This is a genomic window from Sphingobacterium spiritivorum (assembly GCF_016724845.1).
GTDB classification, from domain to species: domain Bacteria; phylum Bacteroidota; class Bacteroidia; order Sphingobacteriales; family Sphingobacteriaceae; genus Sphingobacterium; species Sphingobacterium spiritivorum_A.
The window spans coordinates 3,264,432-3,284,314 of the sequence record NZ_CP068082.1 but is presented as its reverse complement, the minus strand read 5'-3'; the positions used below and the strand labels follow the sequence as shown (position 1 = coordinate 3,284,314).

The 19,883-nt window shown below is 41.5% G+C and carries 17 protein-coding genes; 10 read left to right on the top strand and 7 right to left on the bottom strand.

The window, feature by feature from the left end; translation table 11 throughout:
- Positions 1-48 precede the first annotated feature (48 nt).
- On the top strand, positions 49-618 hold the full coding sequence (locus I6J03_RS13885) for a hypothetical protein (protein ID WP_004336635.1): 570 nt from the start codon (positions 49-51) through the stop codon (positions 616-618).
- Positions 619-627: 9 nt separating this feature from the next.
- Here I6J03_RS13885 and I6J03_RS13880 read toward each other — a convergent pair whose 3' ends face one another.
- Together I6J03_RS13880 and I6J03_RS13875 are read right to left on the bottom strand one after the other, a co-directional pair.
- Positions 628-1,305, bottom strand: a complete 678-nt coding sequence (locus I6J03_RS13880) for a response regulator transcription factor (RefSeq protein ID WP_004336632.1) — start codon at positions 1,303-1,305, stop codon at positions 628-630.
- On the bottom strand, positions 1,295-2,626 hold the full coding sequence (locus I6J03_RS13875) for a sensor histidine kinase (RefSeq protein ID WP_004336629.1): 1,332 nt from the start codon (positions 2,624-2,626) through the stop codon (positions 1,295-1,297). The genes I6J03_RS13880 and I6J03_RS13875 overlap by 11 nt, the downstream gene beginning before the upstream one ends.
- Before the next feature lie 120 nt (positions 2,627-2,746).
- Here I6J03_RS13875 and I6J03_RS13870 point away from each other — a divergent pair, with 120 nt between their 5' ends.
- From I6J03_RS13870 to I6J03_RS13835, 8 genes are all read left to right on the top strand, one after another.
- Positions 2,747-5,119, top strand: a complete 2,373-nt coding sequence (locus I6J03_RS13870; RefSeq protein WP_004336626.1) for an outer membrane beta-barrel family protein — start codon at positions 2,747-2,749, stop codon at positions 5,117-5,119.
- A 106-nt stretch (positions 5,120-5,225) separates the two neighbouring features.
- Entirely contained in the window at positions 5,226-6,074 is an 849-nt protein-coding gene (locus I6J03_RS13865; RefSeq protein WP_004336624.1) for a transketolase, read from the top strand.
- Between the two features lie 84 nt (positions 6,075-6,158).
- Positions 6,159-7,112 carry a transketolase family protein gene (locus I6J03_RS13860; RefSeq protein ID WP_004336620.1) on the top strand — a complete coding sequence of 318 codons (954 nt, stop codon included), beginning with the start codon at positions 6,159-6,161 and terminating at the stop codon, positions 7,110-7,112.
- A gap of 20 nt (positions 7,113-7,132) precedes the next feature.
- Positions 7,133-7,678 carry an RNA polymerase sigma factor gene (locus I6J03_RS13855; protein WP_004336617.1) on the top strand — a complete coding sequence of 182 codons (546 nt, stop codon included), beginning with the start codon at positions 7,133-7,135 and terminating at the stop codon, positions 7,676-7,678.
- A 35-nt stretch (positions 7,679-7,713) separates the two neighbouring features.
- A complete protein-coding gene (locus I6J03_RS13850) occupies positions 7,714-8,550 on the top strand; it encodes a hypothetical protein (RefSeq protein ID WP_004336613.1) in 837 nt (278 codons plus the stop codon).
- Between the two features lie 3 nt (positions 8,551-8,553).
- Positions 8,554-9,006, top strand: coding sequence for a hypothetical protein (locus I6J03_RS13845; RefSeq protein WP_232279852.1), 453 nt, complete (start codon positions 8,554-8,556; stop codon positions 9,004-9,006).
- A gap of 51 nt (positions 9,007-9,057) precedes the next feature.
- Entirely contained in the window at positions 9,058-10,245 is a 1,188-nt protein-coding gene (locus I6J03_RS13840; protein ID WP_201693739.1) for an aspartate aminotransferase family protein, read from the top strand.
- Positions 10,246-10,505: 260 nt separating this feature from the next.
- Entirely contained in the window at positions 10,506-11,270 is a 765-nt protein-coding gene (locus I6J03_RS13835; RefSeq protein ID WP_004336599.1) for an SGNH/GDSL hydrolase family protein, read from the top strand.
- Between the two features lie 115 nt (positions 11,271-11,385).
- Here the strand turns inward: I6J03_RS13835 and I6J03_RS13830 are convergent, their stop codons facing one another.
- The 5 genes from I6J03_RS13830 to thrA all read right to left on the bottom strand — a co-directional run bounded on the left by I6J03_RS13830 (position 11,386) and on the right by thrA (position 18,730).
- A complete protein-coding gene (locus I6J03_RS13830) occupies positions 11,386-12,591 on the bottom strand; it encodes an MFS transporter (RefSeq protein ID WP_004336596.1) in 1,206 nt (401 codons plus the stop codon).
- A gap of 57 nt (positions 12,592-12,648) precedes the next feature.
- Positions 12,649-13,833 (bottom strand): class I SAM-dependent rRNA methyltransferase, encoded by a 1,185-nt coding sequence (locus I6J03_RS13825; protein ID WP_004336593.1) that lies wholly within the window; start codon positions 13,831-13,833, stop codon positions 12,649-12,651.
- A 104-nt stretch (positions 13,834-13,937) separates the two neighbouring features.
- Positions 13,938-15,245, bottom strand: a complete 1,308-nt coding sequence (gene thrC, locus I6J03_RS13820; RefSeq protein ID WP_004336591.1) for a threonine synthase — start codon at positions 15,243-15,245, stop codon at positions 13,938-13,940.
- Positions 15,246-15,251: 6 nt separating this feature from the next.
- Entirely contained in the window at positions 15,252-16,232 is a 981-nt protein-coding gene (locus tag I6J03_RS13815; protein WP_050767827.1) for a homoserine kinase, read from the bottom strand.
- A 50-nt stretch (positions 16,233-16,282) separates the two neighbouring features.
- On the bottom strand, positions 16,283-18,730 hold the full coding sequence (thrA, locus tag I6J03_RS13810; RefSeq protein WP_004336582.1) for a bifunctional aspartate kinase/homoserine dehydrogenase I: 2,448 nt from the start codon (positions 18,728-18,730) through the stop codon (positions 16,283-16,285).
- 469 nt (positions 18,731-19,199) lie between these two features.
- On the opposite strand from thrA, the gene I6J03_RS13805 reads away from it, so the two are divergent.
- Positions 19,200-19,799, top strand: coding sequence for a C40 family peptidase (locus tag I6J03_RS13805; protein ID WP_003011978.1), 600 nt, complete (start codon positions 19,200-19,202; stop codon positions 19,797-19,799).
- Positions 19,800-19,883: the final 84 nt, after the last annotated feature.

The window sequence follows — 19,883 nt, the reverse complement described above, 5'->3', positions numbered from 1 at the left end:
TAACATACTCCCGTTTTTTTGTACTATCTTTAATTATAGCTTGACATTATGAAAAAACACCTGATCATTTTATTACTTCTGCTTACCGGATCATTACTACGGGCACAGGTGAGCCTTATCACGGTAAACAAAGACAATATCGACCGGAACAGAATCCCCTACAGCGGCACACGCATTATGATGGCAGACGCTGTAGAGACAAACGGACCTGCCCGCATGTATATCTTTTCAAAAAATGAAAAAGGAACGGATAAAGATTCCCTGTATGCAGAAGAATTCCTGAAAGAAAATGATAAATGGATCCTTCAAAGTAAAAAAGACTTTTGCTTTCCGGATGAAATTCTGATGACATGGTCCAACCGCAAAGCATTCTTTGACAGCGACAAGGATCATTATCCCGAAAGTCTGTTTATTTTCTCCAAAAATGCAGCCAGCAATATCGATCAGCAACATGCTGTCATTCTGTTACTGTTTCATAAAAAACAGTTCTATACAATAGAAGCAAAAGCTGCTGACAGCTATCAGAAGGATTATTTTTCAGCTAATTTTGAGCAGCTACCTGCACCGGTCAAAGATAAGGTACTGGCTTACTGGCAAAATCTGGATAAAGAAGACTGATTATACAGCTTATAACCTGACATCAAAGCCTATTCCCCGTACCGAGTTAATCTGTAATGCGGGATCATGGCTCAGATACTTGCGCAATCGGCTGATAAATACATCCATACTTCTCCCTGTAAAAAAATCGGTAGTTCCCCAGACCTGTTCCAGTATCTGCTCACGCGTCACCAATTGTCTGTTCTGACTCCATAGATACGAGAGCAGATTGACCTCGCGTTCGGTCAGCCGGAAAGTTTCCTGCGGATGGATCAACAGAAAATTAGACCGGTCAAATACATACGTTCCGATTTTGACTTCAGCTACAGGCAATACCGGCTGACTGCGACGGACAATATTCTGAATACGAAGAACGAGCTCTTCCGGATCACAAGGCTTTGTAATATAATCATCCGCTCCGATCTTGAGCCCCGTAAGCTTATCTATCTTCTGATCCTTAGCAGTCAGAAAGATAAATGGAAATCCCGGATACCGGGAAAGAATCTTTTGCGCCAGTGTAAAGCCACTCATATAGGGCATCATTACATCCAGAATAGCGAGGTGAAAGGTAAAATCCTGGTCCAGCAATGTCTCCACTTCCTGCGGATGGGCAATCAGCCTTACCTCCAGCCCCGAAAGTTCCAGATACTGCTTCAGCATAAAGCCAAAATCCTCATCGTCTTCGACTAATAAAATATTATACTTCATAAGGTAATGATATACGGAATGCCGCACCTTTGCTAAGTTCACTAAAAACAGTCACCTCTCCTTTATACTTACTCACAATCTGCTTGACAATATATAAGCCTAAGCCCAATCCTTTGGTATCATGAATATTGTCTTTCTGGATACGGTAAAACTTCTCAAAAATATAAGGCTGCTCTACTTTATCAATCCCAACTCCGTCATCTTTTACAATAATTTTGACCAGTCCTTCATTCAGCTCAAAAGATAAGGATACAGACTTCGCTCCATATTTTATACTGTTATTCAAAAGATTGGTCAGAATAGTTTCGATATCATATTTATCGAGTTGCAGATCCTGATCAAACAGCTGCTCCACCTGTAAATTGATCATCGGATGAGCCATCTGAAAATCACTCACAAAAGCCTTCACATCAGCAGTGGTCCAGTATGTCTGTTCTTCCCTTCTCTCCTGTTGCATAATCGGCTGCAACATATTTTCAAGACGATCGACCTGACGTCCGATGACCTGCACAACTTCCGGGTCGGTATTGTGCTCCAGTGTTTTTGATGCGATCTTGAGGGTGGCAATAGGTGTTTTGAGTTCATGTGAAATATTGTCCATCATATCATGAAGCACATCAATCTGCTTTCGCTGACGCAATAGATTTTTGTACGTCAGATAGAATAAAATCAATACCGCTGTCAGAATCAACAGCGATGTAATAATCAAAAACAACAAGTCTTTAAAAACCACCCATTTCAGATTATTGATCTCAAAATACGTCTTACGTAACAGATGATAGCTGTATTTTCTTTGGGAAGATACCTTAGCCTTTTTATTGTCCGTAGTCGTAGTCGAGTTATAACTGGTCTCCCATTTACCGGATGTCAGCAGATATTTCTTAGAAACCGGTGTACTGGTCTTGTATATCAGGAGAGGCTGTTGAATAAGAGGCTGATTAGTACTGCGTGAAATCACATTCACGAATTCTTTCATCACCCCGACCTTATATCCCTTCTCTGCAAAAGTACTATCCACATACCGCGTAAGCTTCGCTTCCACAGATTTAGCCTTGCGGGCATACAAGCTACGCAAATCATTTTCAGTCCATTGTTTTTTCTCCACTTTCCATACAGCCTCCTGTGCTTCATCATCCTTCAGCAGACTCTTGTCAAAGATATCCACATCATCCTCCAGAGAGGACAAACTCTGCTTCACGTCCTCAATAATCTCTCTGCGCTTGAGCTGATACGTATTGGAGATAAAATAGACCTGTATCCCGATCAGCACAATAAAAAGTGTTGAAAATGTAAGAATTAACCGTGAAAGCTTTCCATTCATAAAACAAATATAATCAGTAGATCCGATCTTAAACAGACCTTAACCCATCATTAACGCTTCATTAACCGAGTCTGTAAAACCTAATAAACACTTTTGCCCTATCAGATACGATCAGCAAACATGAAACACATTCTACTCCTCTTTCTTTTCCCCTCTCTTTTATGGGCACAGCAAAAACAGATGCAAGGTAAAGTAATCAATGATAAAAACGAAACACTGGCAAATGTAACAGTAGTCCTCATGGACAGCTTGTATCAGGCACTCCATGAAACACGGACAGACGCATCCGGAAAATTTACGCTCTCCCTGGACAACAACACCAATTATTATATCAGCGCCAGGGATCTTAATTATCAGAGCTACGAAGAATTTATTCAACCGGACACCCTACAAGGCCAGCTCCTGATCCGTCTTTTAGCCAAGTCAAATCAATTGGAAGAGGTACTCATAGAAGGCAAACGACCCCGGGTAACCCGAAAAGTAGATCGTCTTGAATTCAATGTACAAAACAGTAATATCTCTGCATTGAGCAGCTGGGAAATACTGAAACGTACACCACTGGTCAAAGTACTTGGCTCAGACATCAGTATCAAGGGAAGTCGCAATATACTGGTAATGATTAATGACAAACCGGTCACACTTACAGGAGAAGAATTGAAAAACCTGTTGGAGAACAGTTCGGGAACTGATGTACAGGCAGTGGAAGTCATCACCAATCCTCCGGCCAGATATGAGGCTTCCGGAACGGCTATTATTAATATCAAGATGAAACAGAATCAACTGTATGGTTACAGAGGGGTACTTCTGGCTAAGGCTGAACAAAGTAACTACGGCAAACAAATATTCGGACTTACCAACTATTTCAAAACAGAAAAATTCAATTTCAAAGGAATCTATAATTTCGGCAGAGGAACTTATGCACGCTACGGCACAGACTATGTACAGTACGCAAGTGATAATACGACCTGGATCAGCAAAATGGACCGTATAGATGACAATAAAAATCAACAAACCTATGTATTTACAGCAGACTATAATCCGGATAGTACACTGACGTTATCCTTTGGATGGAATGGTTTTTACAGCCCCAATTCCGAAGGAATATACCGTGTACCTACGCTTATCTATAATCAGCAGCAGCAGGTAGAGTCCAGCTATCTGACAACAAATGATCATTACAGAAGCACAAAAAACAATAATCTGTTTCTGCAACTGGTCAAAAAACTCTCTAAAACAAATACCTTAGACTGGGCCACTTATTACACCACCAATAACAGGGTTAATTATCAGGACATACTTACGGAGCTCAATTTTAAAGATCAGGATCCGTCCACCTCACATTTCACCAGTGACAATGACAATAAGACCAGACTATTCTCCTCACAGGTAGATTTCAGCCACAAAGGAAAGCGGCTGGAACTGGAATTTGGAGGAAAATACAGCTACGTAAGCACATTCAGTAAACTGATATTTGCAGACAATGAAAATGGTGAATTAGCTTTCAGACCAGAAAAAAGCAGTGATTTTGATTATCAGGAACATAATGTCGCCGGATACGGATCAGCATCCTATCAATGGAAAAAGTGGAGTCTGAAAGCCGGCCTGCGTGCTGAATACACAAACTTAACAGGAACCGTATCGCAACCGTCCGATATCAACAAGACCGATTACCTGACACTCTTCCCTACTTTCTATGCACAATATGAGACGAATGACAAGTCACAGATCGGATTTTCCTATGGTAAACGTATCAGCAGACCGTCTTACTCCTGGCTCAATCCGACCAAATCCTATTACAACCTCTTCTCCTATTTTCAGGGGGATGCCCGCCTGCGTGCAACTATAGTCCATAATCTGAACCTGACTTATACCCGAAATAACTGGAATATTGACTTATTCTACCGCTATGAGAAATGGCCTTCTATGGAAATCTCCTATCAGGATGATGCCACGCACAACCTGATCTATCACTACACCAATATAGAAAAGGGACAAGGCGCAGGAATAGATATAAGTAAGAATCTGGATATCAAACCCTGGTGGTCTGTAAATGGAATGCTTTCGGCCATGTACAATGAGAACTATTTTGAAGGAGTAGACAAACTGATTCATAAAAATGATGTGTACCAGCTTAATACCACACTAAGTACCAGTTTTATCCTTAACAAAAAAACTGACTGGAACATAGAAGTGGGCAATTCCTATTACTCCCCATCTATACAGGGACCGTTCAGAATTTCAGGATTTTCATCCACCTATTTAGTTATGAATCGCAAGTTCATACATAAAAAATTAGAACTGAGTCTCTATTTTCTGGATATTTTCAAATCAGAGAAAGTCAAAGTTGCAACCAATTATGCGAATCAGAACAATTATTTCCTGGATTATCAGGACACCCGTAAAATAAGTGCCAAATTACGCTTTAACTTTGGAAATCAGACCATCAGAAACAATAAAACTATAAGGAAAACAGATGAACAGAATCGTTTGTAAACATCTTATCAGTCAATAATTTAATTCAGACATTAAAATAACTTTTTATCTGCTACTCTATTAAAAATAACTAACTTTGCGGGAGTTGTGAAAACCAAATATTAAAATGAGTGCAGATATAAACAAACTAGAACAAATCGCATCGCAAGTAAGACGTGACATCGTACGTATGGTACATGCCTGTCAGTCAGGACACCCTGGAGGATCATTAGGTTGTACCGATTATTTTGTGGCGCTTTATTTCAACGCTATGAAACGCAATCCGTCATTCAACATGGACGGAATCGGAGAAGATCTTTTCTTCTTGTCAAATGGCCACATTTCTCCTGTTTTCTACAGTACACTGGCAAGAGCGGGTTATTTTGAAGTAAGCGAGTTAGCTACTTTCAGAAAAATCAATTCGCGTCTGCAGGGACACCCGACTACACACGAAGGTCTTCCGGGAATCCGTGTAGCTTCAGGATCTCTGGGTCAGGGATTATCAGTAGCGATCGGTGCTGCACAAGCAAAAAAACTAAACAAAGACAATAATCTGGTGTACGTCCTGATGGGTGACGGTGAGCTTCAGGAAGGACAAGTGTGGGAAGCAGCGATGTATGCACCTCATAACAAAATAGACAATCTGATCGCAACTGTTGACTACAACAAAGCGCAGATTGACGGTTCTACAGATCAGGTATTATCACTGGGAGATCTTCGCGCCAAATGGGAAGCTTTCGGATGGGATGTACTTGAAATTGCAAAAGGTAATGACATGACTGCTGTCGTGGCAGGTCTTGAAGAAGCAAAATCACGTACCGGAAAAGGAAAACCGGTGGTGATCCTGATGCATACCGAAATGGGTAATGGTGTTGACTTTATGATGGGATCTCACAAATGGCATGGTGTAGCACCGAATGATGACCAATTAACATCTGCATTAGGTCAGTTACAACAAACTTTAGGAGATTATTAATCAGATATTAGATTCTAGTACTTTGTATTTAGACAGCAAAAGAAAAATCTGAAGGCTAAATACCAACTACTCCATACTAAAAGAATGAAAAAATATACATACACAGAATCAAAAGATACACGTTCGGGTTTCGGAGCCGGATTACTGGAAGCTGGTAAGCAGGACGAAAATGTCGTGGCCTTATGTGCTGACTTGATCGGTTCATTGAAAATGAACGATTTCATAAAAGAATTTCCGGAGCGTTTTTTCCAGATTGGTATTGCTGAAGCAAACATGATGGGTATCGCAGCGGGTCTGACAATAGGCGGTAAAGTTCCCTTCACAGGTACATTTGCCAATTTCTCTACAGGTCGTGTTTATGACCAGATACGTCAGTCTATCGCCTATTCGGACAAAAATGTAAAGATTGCTGCTTCACATGCGGGTCTTACATTGGGAGAAGACGGTGCTACGCACCAGATCCTGGAAGATATCGGCCTGATGAAAATGTTACCAGGAATGACCGTGATCAACCCTTGTGATTTTAACCAGACCAAAGCAGCTACTATTGCTGTTGCCAAACATCATGGCCCTGTATACTTACGTTTCGGACGTCCTGTAGTACCTAACTTTACACCTGCGGATCAGGAATTTGTAATCGGTAAAGCTATCCTGTTGAATGAAGGTACTGATGTAACGATCATCGCTACAGGTCACCTGGTGTGGGAAGCTATTCAAGCGGGAGAAAAACTGGCAGAACTGGGTATCAGTGCAGAAGTCATCAATATCCACACGATTAAACCACTGGACGAAGAAGCTGTATTAAAATCTGTTGGTAAAACAAAATGTGTGGTAACTGCTGAAGAACACAACCGCCTTGGTGGTCTTGGCGACAGTGTTGCACAGGTTTTGGCGCAACATTTGCCTACTCCACAAGAGTATGTCGCTGTAAACGATAGTTTCGGCGAATCCGGAACTCCGGCTCAATTGATGGAGAAATACGGTTTGAATGCAGAAGCAATTGTTGCTGCAGCTCAGAAAGTAATCAAAAGAAAATAATAAGACCACAACGTCAATATATGGAAGATGCTTTAATAATTTCGAAATTTGCGGACGAAGCCACGCGCGAGGAAGCATTCGGATTATTGTTGAAGAAATATCAGCAAAAAATTTATTGGCATGTGAGAAGGATGGTAATCGATCATGACGATGCCGATGATGTGGTACAGGATATCTTTATTAAGGTATGGCGCAATCTGGGTAACTTCCGCGAGGACTCCCAATTGTACACCTGGCTATATCGTATCGCTACGAATGAATGTATTACCTTTCTGAATAAGAAAAAACAGAAGCAGAATGTGTCGTTAGATGACGACACCTCTGCCTATCTGGCCGACTCCCTGTCGGATGGCAGCTATTTTAACGGAGACAAAGCTCAGTTGAAATTGCAGCAGGCACTGTTGACACTACCGGAAAAGCAAAAACTGGTATTCAACATGAAATACTTCGATGATATGAAGTATGAAGAGATATCAGATGTATTGGGAACCAGTGTAGGGGCATTAAAAGCCTCTTATCATCTGGCTGTAAAAAAAATTGAGCACTTTTTTCACACGCACGATTAAACCTTTTATGCTTAGTGTATTCTATACTACTTACTATGAAGGAAAATAACACATATCATGATCATACCGAAGGTAATAATCTTCCGGAATCATTGCGTGTAAACCCTTTTGCCGTACCTAAAGATTATTTTGAAAATCTCGAATCCGGTCTTTGCTCACAGATCAGACTTTTGAATGCCGCTCCCTCCGAAAAAGATTCCTTTAGTATTCCAGAAAATTATTTCGACGATCTTCAATCCCGTATGATGACTGCGGTAAAGATGGATCAGCTGAAAACAGATACAGAGGAAAACGGATTTACAGTTCCTTCTAACTATTTTGATCAGCTCCAGCAACAGATCACCGCAAATATCACTGCAGACCGCTGGAAAGATCAGCTAAAAGACGAAGGTTTTGCCGTACCGGCAGACTACTTCAATACGTTAGAAGATTCCATTTTTGCAGGTATTGCTACAGATCGATTGAAAGCAGAAGTAAAAGAAGACGGATATACCGTTCCTTCCAATTACTTTGATCAGTTATCTGCAGATATACAGGCTAAAGCATTTGAAAAAGAACAACCAAAAATTGTCCCTATCGGAGGTCTGAAACGTCGCAACTGGATGCGTTATGCAGCTGCGGCCTCGGTTACACTGATACTGGGATTGGGTGCATATTTCGGTATTCAACAAGAAGAAACAGCTACAACTGATCTACATTCAGAACTGGCAAATGTATCTGATGCTGAAATTATAAACTATCTTGCTGCCACGAACAGTGGTGATAATATGGTGTATTTCACACAATATATTTATGAACCTGAGGAATCAACCGGCGTAGGAAGTCAGATTGATAACGAAGATATTGAAGAGTACTTAAAATATTCATTATAAGTGATGTTACAGTTGAAAAAGATATTAGCAGCATGTTGTTTTGTATTTCTATTGACTTTGTCTGCTCATGCACAGCGTGATAATGAGCGTTTCAAAGCTATAGAGAACGAGAAAATTGCCTATATTACCAAAGAGCTCAACCTGAGCAGTTCAGAGGCACAACAGTTCTTCCCGCTCTACAATGAGTATTCACAGGAAATGTGGGCTATACGGAACGAAAAAATTGGTCCCAAACAGAGTGCGCCAAGTAGAAGTAACGGCTTCAGACAAGGCGGATCACGGGATGTAATCGCATATGATGCCAAAGAACTGGAAATCAAGAAAGAATACCGCGCAAAATTCGCCCGTATCATAGGCAATTCACGGGCTTCACAATTTTTTGAGATCGAGCAGAATTTCATAGAACTTCTCTATAAAGAATGGCAAAGCCGAAAAAACGGTTCAGGCCGAAGATAATACAGGAAGAAGTCCAAAAGACTTCTTCTTTTTATTTAAATCAAAATCAACATGTTAAGTAATCGTGAATTATTCCTGATGAATACAGCCCAGACATCAAACTCTCCCCGTCTGGTAGAAGTAGAAAAAGCAGAAGGAATTTATTTATATGGTCCGCAGGGACAACAATATATGGATCTGGTATCCGGTTTTAATGTGAGCAATATAGGTCACAGACATCCTAAGGTACTGGAGGCAATACGGCAGCAACTGGATAAGTATCTCCATGTAACTGTATATGGTGAGTTTGTACAGGCGCCACAGGTACAGTTTGCAACAGATCTGCTGGCGGTCCTGCCCCCCTCTTTTGAATCAGTATACCTGACAAACAGCGGAGCAGAAGCTGTAGAAGGATCCATGAAAATCGCAAAACGTTTCACAGGAAGAAGACAGATCATAGCTGCAAAAAAAGCATACCACGGAAGCACGCAGGGTGCCTTGAGTCTCATCGGTAATGAAGAGTATCAAACAGCCTACGCACCCTTATTACCGGAGATAGACTTTATCACCTTTAACGATCTTTCGGATCTGTCTGCGATCACGGATAAGACCGCAGCCGTCATACTGGAAGCTATTCAGGGTGAAGCCGGCGTACGTGTTCCGGATGTGGCTTATATGCAGGCTGTGCGCAAACGCTGCGATGAAACCGGAACACTGTTAATCTTTGATGAAATACAAACCGGATTCGGACGTACCGGAAAACTCTTTGCTTTCGAACACTTTGGCATTGTCCCCGACATTCTTATGCTCGCAAAAGGTATAGGTGGAGGAATGCCTCTGGGCGCATTTGTTGCACCTAAACAGATTATGGATGTAATCAAAGACAATCCTATGCTGGGCCATATTACCACATTCGGCGGACATCCTGTAAGTTGTGCCGCAGCAAGAGCATCCTTACAAGTCATAAAAGATGAAAAACTGATTGAACAGGTAGAGGAGAAAGCATTGCTTTTCCGTCAGTTGCTCCAGCATCCTAAAATTAAAGAGATACGTGGATTAGGACTGATGATGTGTCTGCAACTGGAAAATTTTGATCAGGTCTACCAGGTTAGTAAGTATTGTGCTGAACACGGTGTGATGATAGACTGGTACCTGCACTGCGAGACAGCACTTAGGGTAGCACCTCCGCTGAACATCAGTACAGATCAGATCAGAGAAGCCTGTACTATTATTCTGGCAGGAGTAGAAAAATATACTTAGTATATACAAATAAGGGAACATATCAGATGTTCCCTTATTTATTTCATATTTTCTGACGGATATTTATTCGTAAAAATCCAGCTCTGCAATAGCTAATGACTACAGTTACAGACAATCTCTGCAAACCTTCCACTGAGAGTACACAAAAAAAGGACAAAAAAATGCAACCCTTTATTGTGATCTTATTACCAAATAAATCTCATTTTAAAACTATAATTATAATAATCAATGCTTATATTAGATAAGCATAAACCTCTATCATGAATACAAACAGAAGATCTTTTATCAGCAAAAGTCTGCTTACCGTAGGTGCAGCCGTGGCCGGCACCTCATTACTACAAGGTCGTGAAAACAATTTGTCCTTACCTGCAAAAGGTAATCAGATCAGCATTAGGAAAAATGATATCATACTTTTTCAGGGAGACTCCATTACAGATGCCGGTCGTCAGAAGGACAATCCTAATCCCAATGAAACTTCCGCATTCGGAAGCGGCTATGCCCTGTTAGCAGCAGGCAGTCTGTTGTCCGAACATGCATCCAAAAACATTAAGATCTTCAATAAAGGTATCAGCGGTAACCGGGTACCGGATCTGCAAAAACGCTGGCAAAGGGATACTTTTGATATCAAACCTACTATCCTGAGCATCCTGATCGGTGTTAACGACTTTTGGAGGACAATGGATAGCGGCGCCAGCAATACAGCACAACAGTATAAAGAGCAGTATCAGAAACTGCTGGACGACACCTTGAAACAGTTACCTAACGTACAGCTTATTATCGGTGAACCCTTTGGACTGAAAGGGGTAAAACATGTAACTGATGCATGGTATCCGGCTTTTGAAGGCTATCAACAGGCGGCACGTGATGTTGCGAAAGAATTTAAAGCGATCCTGATCCCTTATCAGACTATTTTTGACAAGGCACTCGCTGAGGCTCCGGGTAATTACTGGACTACAGATGGCGTACATACCAGTCTTGCAGGAGCAACATTAATGGCAGAATCCTGGTTAAATACCATTAAATAATCCTGTATACCGGAAATTTATACGTATCCGCCTTACCCATACTAAAAAGACCTCGTTAACAATAGCAGCTAACGAGGTCTTTTTACTTTTAAACCGGTTTATACATTACAGGAGATCAGAATTCGACTTCTCTGTATGTCGTTTTTTGCAGATCAGGAAGATAATAGGCCACAATACCGATCAATGGTAAGTACGAACAGATATGATAGATAAAGGTGATAGAAGTATGGTCTGCGTACCAGCCTAACAATGCAGATCCCAAGCCTCCCATACCAAAAGCAAACCCATAAAACAATCCTGACACCATTCCTAACTTACGGGGAAGCAGCTCCTGCGCATATACAATAATGGAAGGAAATGCAGAAGACAGGATCAATCCGATAATCACGATAAGAATACCAGTCGTCGTAAAGTCAACGTACGGAAGAGCTAATGAAAACGGTGCTACACCCAGTACAGAAAACCAGATCACATATTTACGGCCAAAACGGTCACCGAATATACCTCCCAACAACGTCCCTACTGCCACTGCTATCAGAAAGTAAAATAAGAATACCTGTGCCTGTACTTCAGAGATACCAAATTTCTCCATCGTGAAGAACTGAAAATAGTTGGTAATACTGGCAATATAAAAATATTTAGAAATGATCAGCAGCAGCAAGACTACGACGGACAAAGTGATTTTCTTGTTAGAAAGATCCGGTACGCTGATCGTCTTATTCTTGACGGTGGTACGGTGCTCTAATTTACGGCTGTACCATTTACCGATATACAGTGCAACTACCTTACCTAAAATAGGGACAATCGCAAACCAGACAATGGCTTGCTGCCCTTTGGGAAGAATAAAAAATGCAACCAGAATAGGTGCCAGCGCTGTTCCGGCATTACCACCGATCTGGAAGATAGACTGAGCAAGACTTCTTTTTCCTCCGGAAGCCATGTAGGCTACCCTGGACGACTCTGGATGAAAAATAGAAGATCCGACACCTACAAGAAACACAGCTATCAGAATAATCTCATAACTATGTGCATACGAAAACAGGATAAGTCCTACTAATGAAAATGCCATCCCGATAATCTGAGAATACGGCTGAGGTCGCTTATCTGTGAAAGACCCTACTACGGGTTGAAAGATAGATGCGGCCATCTGATACACAAAGGTGATCATCCCGATCTGGGAGAAGGTAAGATGATGCTCGTCCTTCAGTAAAGGATACACAGAAGGAATAATGCCCTGAACAAAGTCATTGAGCAGGTGAATAAAACTTACGGCAAAAAGAATTGAAAAAACAGGTTTGTTATCTTTAAAATTAGCAACCATAATAAAATATAAATTAAAAACAAAAAGGCTGTTCCTCTACAGCCTTCCAAAATATTGTTAAAGTATTCGTACCAATAAACCTTTGAGGTACTCCCCTTCGGGGAAGGAAGCCCGGACGGGATGATCTTCAGGTTGATGAAATTGTCTTATAAACTGAATTTCCTTACCTGCATCGAGTGCAGCCCAGGCAATGACCTGTTTGAATGTACTGATATCCATGGCTCCTGAACAGGAGAAAGTAGCAAGCAATCCGCCGCTTTCCAATAGCATCATGCCTCTTCTGTTAAGATCTTTATAGGCTCTGGATGCTTTTTCCAATGAAGATCTTGAAGGTGCGTATTTGGGCGGATCCAGGATCACGACATCAAATTTCGCTTCCTCTTCAATAAAAGTACGCAACTGCTTATTCACATCCGATAAGATAAACCGATGAGCGGAAGTCTCAAATCCGTTGACAACCATATTGCGTTCCAATGTTTCGATCGCCAGAGCCGAACTGTCCACAGCAGTAACCGCAGCCGCACCTTGCTGAATGCTATTCAAAGTAAAACCTCCTGAATAACAAAAGCAGTCCAGTACTCTTTTGTCTTTCACATATTGTGCAGTCAGATATCTGTTTTCACGCTGATCGCAATAGAAACCGGATTTTTGTCCATCTATAATATTCACCTTATAACGGATACCATTCTCTACGACATCGACAAACTCCGGAGGTAATTCTCCGGACAGGAGACCGTTAGTATTTGGAAGACCTTCGTACTCACGGGACTTCAGATCACTGCGTTCATATATTCCTTTGGGTTGAAGTAACCGGGTAAGTTCATCTATTATCACCGCTTTTACATTTTCCGTACCTGCAGCATGCACCTGAATAGAAATGTAATCGGCGTATTTGTCTGCAATAAGTCCGGGGATAAAATCTGCTTCTGCAAAAATCAGACGAACAGTATTGGTCTCAGTTGTCAAAAGATGCTGACGGGCTTCCACAGCCTTACGGATGCGATTGCGCCACCAATTTTCATCAATAGCCGCATCCGGATGCCATTCCAGCAAACGAACAGCAACACGCGATTGGTTATGGTAAATACCATAAGCAATAAATTCACGATCGCTGTTGAATACAGATACGACTTCTCCGTTTTCTACATTGCCGGAGACATTGTTTACTGCTCCGGAAAATACCCAGGGGTGCAGTTGCCAGGCAGCTTTATCCTTGCCCTTATTCAGAATGACTGATTTCATCGTCGCAAAGGTAAGCAAATATTAAAAAAAGGAGACAGCACTTCGTAACAAGTATATGATTTTCGTAAAACATTAAATGGCTTCTGAAAGAAGCCATTTAATGTTTATTTATTTTCTAACAAATAGGCTTTGAACAAGTCGTAATCAACCGGTAATTCTTTTGCCAGTTTTTCCTTTCCGGACAGCAACTCCGCTCCTTCCGGAAGTTTAACCTTTTCGAATACATCTGCATCGATAGCATCCGGAAATTTGCAGGGATGCGCAGTAGAAAGAAATACGGAAGCATACTGTCCCGGATGTTCGCCAAGATAAGCTTGTGAAGCTAACCAGGCAATAGCGGTATGCGGACAAGCGACATATTGATATTCCAGATAAAGCTGTTTCATAGCAGCCTTAGTCGCATCATCATCGTAAGTATAGGATGTAACAACCTTTTTCAAGGCTTCCGGATCCTGATCAAACAGATCCAGAATACGCACCCAATTACTCGGATCACCGACATCCATAGCATTGGCAAGTGTCTGTACAGAAGGCTTAGGCTGGTATTGTCCGGAAGACAAGAAACGCGGAACTGTATCATTGACATTGGTTGCGGCCACAAATTTTTCAACAGGAAGCCCCATCTTATAGGCCAGCAATCCGGCACCTATATTTCCAAAATTGCCGCTTGGCACACTGAAGACAACCTGATTGATTCCCTGTGCCTTCAATTGCGCATAGGCATAGAAATAATAAAAGGTTTGCGGAATAAGACGTGCAATATTAATAGAATTGGCGGATGTCAATCTTAATTCCCTATTCAATTCAGCATCATTAAATGCCTTCTTCACCAGCGCCTGGCAATCATCAAACGTACCGTCTACTTCCAGTGCCCGGATATTCTGCCCGTTGGTGGTAAGCTGCTGTTCCTGTACTTCGGAAACTTTTCCTTTTGGATACAGAATCGTTACTCTTGTCCCTTCTACACCTAAAAAGCCTAATGCTACAGCTCCTCCGGTATCACCTGATGTAGCCACCAGTACATCTAACAACTTATCATCAGATTGAGAGAAATAGCCCATAACACGGCTCATAAAGCGAGCTCCGAAATCTTTAAAAGCATAAGACGGACCGTGGAACAATTCCAATACCGCTGTATCTTTGCTCAGAAAGCGGACAGGAGCATCAAAATTAATGGCATCCTTAATGATCTTTTTAAGATCATCAGCCGGGATATCCTGCCCGATCAAAGCATGGGCAACCGTAAATGCAATCTCTTCTAAAGAGTATTGCTGAATGTTACGGATAAACATGGGATCCAGCTGAGGGATCACCTCGGGCATATAAAGTCCCTTGTCTGCAGGCAGTGAATTGAATACGGCATCTTTGAAGGATACACGCAGATCTTTATTCTGAGTACTGTATAATTTCATTTTCTGTTAGTTTAAAACTTTAGGTCCTTCTACATTGACGGATGATACATATCCGAAACTTTCTATTTCGGATTCATTCAGGTGATGCTGTATACGTGCTTTGATATTTTCAGCTATGGTTCTATCTCTTGTCACGGCTACTACAGACGGCCCTGAGCCCGATATACCAAAGCTCAATGCGCCTTCGTCCAGCGCTATTTGCTTCATTTCATAAAATTGCGGAATCAGAATAGCGCGTGTAGGTTCGATCAATACATCATGCATACTTCTTGCTATAAGGTCATAATCTTCCTTGAACAGGCCGGCTACGAGTCCCGCAATATTTCCCCATTGTGTGACAGCGTCTTTCAGTAATACTTTTTCTTTGATGAGTTGACGCGCATCTCTTGTCGGGACATCTACCTGCGGAAACACGACCGCTGCATATAACTCTTTCGGAGTCGGCAGGGATATAACATCCAGAGGTTCTGTGCTGCGAATCAGTGTAATGCCTCCAAAAAGAGCAGGAGCTACATTGTCTGCGTGACCTGTACCGCAGGCCAGTCGTTCTCCCTCTACGCAGTAAGGAAGAAGCTCTTCCTTAGAAAGCGGGCTTCCTAACAGCGCATTGATGGCAAAGAGACCTGCAACAGTGCTGGCAGCACTGGAACCTAGTCCGGAACCAATAGGCATATGTTTGTGTAATTTGATTTCGACACCTACTTCATGCTGCAATCCCAGATTATGCAGCAGAAATTGCACACATGCCGATACTGTATTTTTTTCAGGATCTAAAGGCAAACGGCCGTCGTCACCTGTTATCTCGGTAATCACTACCCCGGGTGTTGAGACCCTTTTCATGATGACTTCATCGCCCGGTTCGTCCAGTGCGAAACCCAGAATATCAAATCCGCAGATCATATTGGCAACCGTTGCCGGCGCAAAAACCCTTATTTCATCCAACATCTTTTCCAGATTGATATCTTTTTTCAGTTGCGATAGTTCCATTGTGTATGTATAGTAATTAATATTCAGTAATTGTATTTCAGTCATCAGGATTAAGCACCGACATTCACCAGATCCGCAAATACACCTGCAGCTGTTACCTCAGCACCTGCTCCCGGTCCTTTGACAACGAGAGGACGTTCCTTATAGCGTTCGGTTGTAAAGGAGATAATATTGTCGCTTCCCGAAAGTGAATAGAAAGGGTGCGTCTCATCCACTAATTGTACTGAAATAGCCACTTTCCCATTTTCAAGTTTACCGATATAACGGATTACTTTATTCTCAGCCTTAGCTTTTGCTTTTAATGCCTCGAAATACGCATCCTCTTTTTTCAGTTCTTCATAAAAAGAAGCCACACTATCTGCTTTCAGACAGGCTTCAGGCAGAATGGCGCCCAGATCTACATCTTCAGATTCAATGGCATGACCTGCATCACGCGCCAGAATCAGCATCTTACGCATGAAATCCACTCCTCCGAGGTCATCACGCGGATCAGGCTCTGTATACCCCAGTTCCTGTGCTTTCATAACCACGTCATAGAACGAAGCATTTTCTTTAAAGTTATTGAAAATATAGGATATTGTTCCGGACAGGATCGCTTCTATCTTGATAATACGGTCTCCGCTCATCATCAGATCTTTAAGAACCCGTACAATGGGCAGTCCTGCACCGACATTTGTTTCATAAAAGAAATCTACACCATATTTACGCGCAGTGTCATGCAGAGACTTATACTGCTCATATTTGCCCGAATTTGCAATCTTATTGCAGGTTACAATGGATATATTGGATCTGAAGATATCTTCATAATAGGAAGACGGGATTTTACTTGCTGTATTATCTATAAAAACACAGTTAGGCAGATTCATTGCTTTCATCTTCTCTACAAACAGTGGCAAGTCAGCATCTATACCATTTTCGTTCAGATCCTCTTCCCAGTTACCCAGATTGATCCCTGATTCACTGAAAACCATCTTCCGGCTATTCGATATCCCCACTACCTTGATATCAATATCATTTTTATCAGAAAGGAAATCATGCTGATTCTCCAATTGTTTGAACAATGTCGAACCAATATTCCCTGTCCCCAGATTAAAGACATGCAGCGTTTTCTTGAGTTCAGCAAAGAAAGCATCATGAACCGCATTCAGTGCCTTTGCAAGATCGATCTTGGAGATGATCACCGAGATATTAAATTCAGAAGATCCCTGGGCAATTGCACGTACATTGATACCGTTTCTTCCCAGTGCGGCGAATAGTTTGCCCGACATTCCCGGGGTTTTCTTCATATTCTCACCGACAATGGCAAGTACGGAAAGATCATTTTCAATTTCAGGCCGTACCAGTTTATTTGCTTCCAGTTCCAGCTCAAACTCTGCTTCTATAAGCTGAACAGCCTTGCGCGCATCATCCGGGTGCACGGCAAATGTAATACTGTGCTCGGAAGAAGACTGCGTAATCAATACGACATTGATCTGTTCGCGTGCAAGTAAGGTGAACAGACGACCGCTGAAACCGGATTTGCCGATCATACCTGAACCGCTCAGATTGATCACAGAGATATCGCTGATAGAAGAAATACCTTTTATCGGATAACTGGTCTTTCCGCTGTCAAACTGAATAACTGTTCCCTCAAATTCCGGCTGGAATGTATTACGGATAATAATCGGAATTTTCTTCAGGAATGCAGGAATCATGGTCGGCGGATAAATCACCTTCGCACCAAAATAGGAAAGCTCCATTGCTTCTGTATAAGAGAGAACTGGCAAAGAGAATGCTTTCTTCACGATACGCGGATCTGCAGTCAGCATACCGTTTACATCTGTCCATATCTCTATAGCCGAAGCATTCAGTACAGACCCGAATATAGCAGCTGTATAGTCTGATCCTCCCCGACCTAAAGTCGTAATACGTCCATTTTCGTTAGAACCGATAAATCCGGTTACAAACATCAGTTTGTCAGCATTAGTATTGGCCAGTGCACGGATCAGTTGATCGGTGATCTCATCATTGACACTGGCATGTCCAAAATTTGAATTTGTCTTGATATAATGTGAAGCGTCTACAAACAAGGATTCCTCCAGATGCTGTTCGGCTATTTTTGACACCAGAAAGGTAGAGCAGCGCTCCCCATAACTCACCACCAGATCCCGGCTTTGATTGCTCAGCTCTTTCAGTGCATAGATTCCCTGAAGCAGATCTTCTATTTCATTGAAGAACAACTTCAATTTGGTAAAAACAGGATTCTGGAATTTTACAGCGATCAGTTTCCGGACCACTTCAAAGTGTTTTTCTTCCAGAACTTTTATCCCGGACTCAAATGGTTTTCCTTCAGCAGCATCTTCCGCCATCTGCGTTAGCAGATTGGTAATGCCTGACATAGCGGATAATACGACTAAGGGTTTCTCTCCTGCCTGATAAGCGGCTGTTACAATGGCGAGCACTGAGCGGATGCTGTCTGCCGAGCCTACTGATGTACCACCGAATTTTAGAACTTTCATATTTAATTATACTGTTTAGTTGACTGATTAAAACAAAAAACGCCTTCCTCTTTGCGGAGGAAGGCGTTTTCATCAATATTATGTACACTTTTTAATACATAGAAACTACTTCCTCCGCGTATATGCCCCCGGTGGTAATAATAATCGATGTAGTAATGGTGTTAAAATTCATTTCTGTTTTTTGCTTGTGCTAAAGGTAGGATATTAATTTCGAAATATTCAAAAATATTTTATCTTTTTTATCAAATTCGCCTTTAAAGCTATATTTCGTTAACTTTTTAATGAAATACTGTCTTATACAGCTCAGAAAGCTTCGGTTTTGAATTGTTAAAAAAGGTTAAAGAATTGTTAAATCTGCGTCAAAAAGTTTGGATTGCTAGACAGAATGACTTAGTTTTGCGACAGTGCTGTAGAATAAAATATACAGTGCGCATGTAAAAGTTTAAAGTTGTATTAATAAAGCGATTGAATGAAAACAAAGAAAATAGTAGCTTTAGTGCTATTTATAGGCTTATGTCTAGTGTCGCAGGCACAATCAACCAAAACCCAATCCAAATCAGAATCAGCCGATCCTGATAACTTAGCAAAAGATTATTTCTCGCAAATCATGGGTGTAGCTGTTTCAGCAACTACAAATACCAAACTTTATCAATTTGTATACGACTGGATCGGTACTCCTTACCGTCTCGGAGGCGACTCCAAAAGAGGTATTGACTGCTCGAAGTTTGCATACGAACTATACGACAAAGTTTTTAACACTTCTATCGGTTACAATAGCCGTAATATCTACACACAGGTAGATCCTATCGGCAAAAGTGAACTAAAAGCGGGAGATCTGGTTTTCTTTAAAATCAGAAGCAAAAGCATCACACACATAGGGGTATACCTTGGAGATGACAAATTTGCACACGCTTCATCCAGTAAAGGTGTTATGATCAGTAATCTGAATGAGGCTTACTGGAAGCGCTACTACTACAACGGCGGACGTATGCCGATTGAGAATTCAGAAGAAATTGGAAGAGTATTGACTGCAGATCTTCTTAAAGAAAGAAAAGCAACTGTCAATTAATCAATAAAACAGTATTCAAAAGTCCGATTGTTCATGCAATCGGACTTTTTTGTTTAAAAGATTTCTTATTTTTACCTCAGTAAA

Excerpts from the sequence above, each read along its gene's own strand:
- I6J03_RS13885 (WP_004336635.1), top strand. The coding sequence starts at position 49 with ATGAAAAAACACCTGATCATTTTATTACTTCTGCTTACCGGATCATTA.
- I6J03_RS13880 (WP_004336632.1), bottom strand. The coding sequence starts at position 1,305 with ATGAAGTATAATATTTTATTAGTCGAAGACGATGAGGATTTTGGCTTT.
- I6J03_RS13875 (WP_004336629.1), bottom strand. The coding sequence starts at position 2,626 with ATGAATGGAAAGCTTTCACGGTTAATTCTTACATTTTCAACACTTTTT.
- I6J03_RS13870 (WP_004336626.1), top strand. The coding sequence starts at position 2,747 with ATGAAACACATTCTACTCCTCTTTCTTTTCCCCTCTCTTTTATGGGCA.
- I6J03_RS13865 (WP_004336624.1), top strand. The coding sequence starts at position 5,226 with ATGAGTGCAGATATAAACAAACTAGAACAAATCGCATCGCAAGTAAGA.
- I6J03_RS13860 (WP_004336620.1), top strand. The coding sequence starts at position 6,159 with ATGAAAAAATATACATACACAGAATCAAAAGATACACGTTCGGGTTTC.
- I6J03_RS13855 (WP_004336617.1), top strand. The coding sequence starts at position 7,133 with ATGGAAGATGCTTTAATAATTTCGAAATTTGCGGACGAAGCCACGCGC.
- I6J03_RS13850 (WP_004336613.1), top strand. The coding sequence starts at position 7,714 with ATGAAGGAAAATAACACATATCATGATCATACCGAAGGTAATAATCTT.
- I6J03_RS13845 (WP_232279852.1), top strand. The coding sequence starts at position 8,554 with ATGTTACAGTTGAAAAAGATATTAGCAGCATGTTGTTTTGTATTTCTA.
- I6J03_RS13840 (WP_201693739.1), top strand. The coding sequence starts at position 9,058 with ATGTTAAGTAATCGTGAATTATTCCTGATGAATACAGCCCAGACATCA.
- I6J03_RS13835 (WP_004336599.1), top strand. The coding sequence starts at position 10,506 with ATGAATACAAACAGAAGATCTTTTATCAGCAAAAGTCTGCTTACCGTA.
- I6J03_RS13830 (WP_004336596.1), bottom strand. The coding sequence starts at position 12,591 with ATGGTTGCTAATTTTAAAGATAACAAACCTGTTTTTTCAATTCTTTTT.
- I6J03_RS13825 (WP_004336593.1), bottom strand. The coding sequence starts at position 13,833 with ATGAAATCAGTCATTCTGAATAAGGGCAAGGATAAAGCTGCCTGGCAA.
- thrC (WP_004336591.1), bottom strand. The coding sequence starts at position 15,245 with ATGAAATTATACAGTACTCAGAATAAAGATCTGCGTGTATCCTTCAAA.
- I6J03_RS13815 (WP_050767827.1), bottom strand. The coding sequence starts at position 16,232 with ATGGAACTATCGCAACTGAAAAAAGATATCAATCTGGAAAAGATGTTG.
- thrA (WP_004336582.1), bottom strand. The coding sequence starts at position 18,730 with ATGAAAGTTCTAAAATTCGGTGGTACATCAGTAGGCTCGGCAGACAGC.
- I6J03_RS13805 (WP_003011978.1), top strand. The coding sequence starts at position 19,200 with ATGAAAACAAAGAAAATAGTAGCTTTAGTGCTATTTATAGGCTTATGT.